This window comes from Burkholderia sp. HMSC10F09, from assembly GCF_001806955.1.
Lineage (GTDB): Bacteria > Pseudomonadota > Gammaproteobacteria > Burkholderiales > Burkholderiaceae > Burkholderia > Burkholderia multivorans.
This window is the reverse complement of record NZ_KV786609.1, coordinates 1-1,432: the sequence shown is the minus strand read 5'-3', so window position 1 is coordinate 1,432 and position 1,432 is coordinate 1. Positions and strand designations below refer to the sequence as shown.

Genomic DNA, 1,432 nt, shown 5'->3' with positions numbered 1-1,432 from the left:
CAGGCGGCCGGCGTGGCCGACCGCGTGCCGTGCGCGGCGGGGCAGCGCTGGCGCTGGGACGGTGTCGATTTCACGGTGCTGTGGCCGCCGGGCGGCCCGCGCGCGGGGCCGTCGAACCGGCAGTCGTGCGTGCTGCGCATCGACGCGGGCGCCACGTCGGCATTGCTGACCGGCGACATCGACGCGTATGCGGAGCGCCGGCTCGTCGACACGATGCGCGACGCGCTGGCCGCGCAGATCCTCGTCGTTCCGCACCACGGCAGCCGGACCTCGTCGGTCGAGCCTTTCCTCGACTCGGTCGGGCCGCGCGTCGCGGTATTTCCTGTAGGCTATCGAAACCATTTCGGGCACCCGCACCGCACGGTCATCGCGCGCTATGCGGCGCGTGGCATTCCGTTGCCGCGCACCGATCGCGACGGCGCGGTGCGCTTCGACGTCGGGCCGGCCGAGCGCGGATTCGGATTCGCGCGCTACCGCGATGAGCGACGCCGGTACTGGATGGACCGCTGACGCAGGCATGCGACGGCGCGGGGCGGGCGGCGACACAGGAGACAACGGCGTTTGAAGGACATTCTGCATTTTTCACATGCGAACGGCTTTCCGGCCTCGACGTACCGGACGCTCTTTGCCGAACTCGCGGACGATTACGAGCTGCGCTACATCGAGCGGATCGGCCACGACCGTCGCTATCCGGTGACGCGCGACTGGCCGCATCTCGTCGAGCAACTGCTCGACGACATCGGCAGCCGCTACGAGCGTCCCGTCTGGCTCGTCGGCCATTCGCTCGGCGGATACCTGTCGCTGATGGCGGCCCTGAAGAAGCCGCACTGGGTGCGCGGCGTCGTGATGCTCGATTCGCCGATCATCGCCGGGTGGCGTGCCGGCGCGCTGCGCGCGACGCAGTGGGCGGGGCTCGACGAGCGGCTGTCGCCGGCCGCCGCGACGCGCAACCGCCGCACGCACTGGGCGAACCGCGACGAAGCGTGGCGGCACTTTCGCGAGAAGCCGGCGTTTGCGCGCTGGGACGAACGGATGCTCGCCGACTACATCGACTACGGCATTCCGCAGGTCGACGCCGACGGCACGCGCGCGCTCGCGTTCGATCGGCAGATCGAATACCTGATCTACCGGACGCTGCCGCACACGCTGGGGCCGCGGCTCGCGCACGGCGCGCCGGTACCGCTCGGCTTTCTGGCCGGCACGCGCTCGCGCGAGGTGCGGCAGGTCGGGCTCGACGCGACGCGGCGCGCGGCGCGCGGGCGCATCGAATGGATCGAGGGCAGCCACCTGTTCCCGATGGAGCGCCCGCTCGAGACCGCCCGCGCATTGCAGCGGATGCTGAATTCGCTGCGCGCGGACGAAGCGGTGCTGCCGCTCGCACAGAGCGCGTGACGCGCGGCGCCGGCCGCGCCGCAGGCCGGCACGGGCCGCC

The 1,432-nt window shown here is 71.8% G+C and carries 2 protein-coding genes; both read left to right on the top strand.

Translation table 11 applies throughout. The features are described 5' to 3' along the window. The coding region (locus tag HMPREF3115_RS07135; protein ID WP_371089354.1) for a ComEC/Rec2 family competence protein at positions 1-510 on the top strand (510 nt) is incomplete at its 5' end. A gap of 51 nt (positions 511-561) precedes the next feature. After that, a complete protein-coding gene (locus HMPREF3115_RS07130) occupies positions 562-1,392 on the top strand; it encodes an alpha/beta fold hydrolase (protein WP_006408185.1) in 831 nt (276 codons plus the stop codon). Positions 1,393-1,432 lie beyond the last annotated feature (40 nt).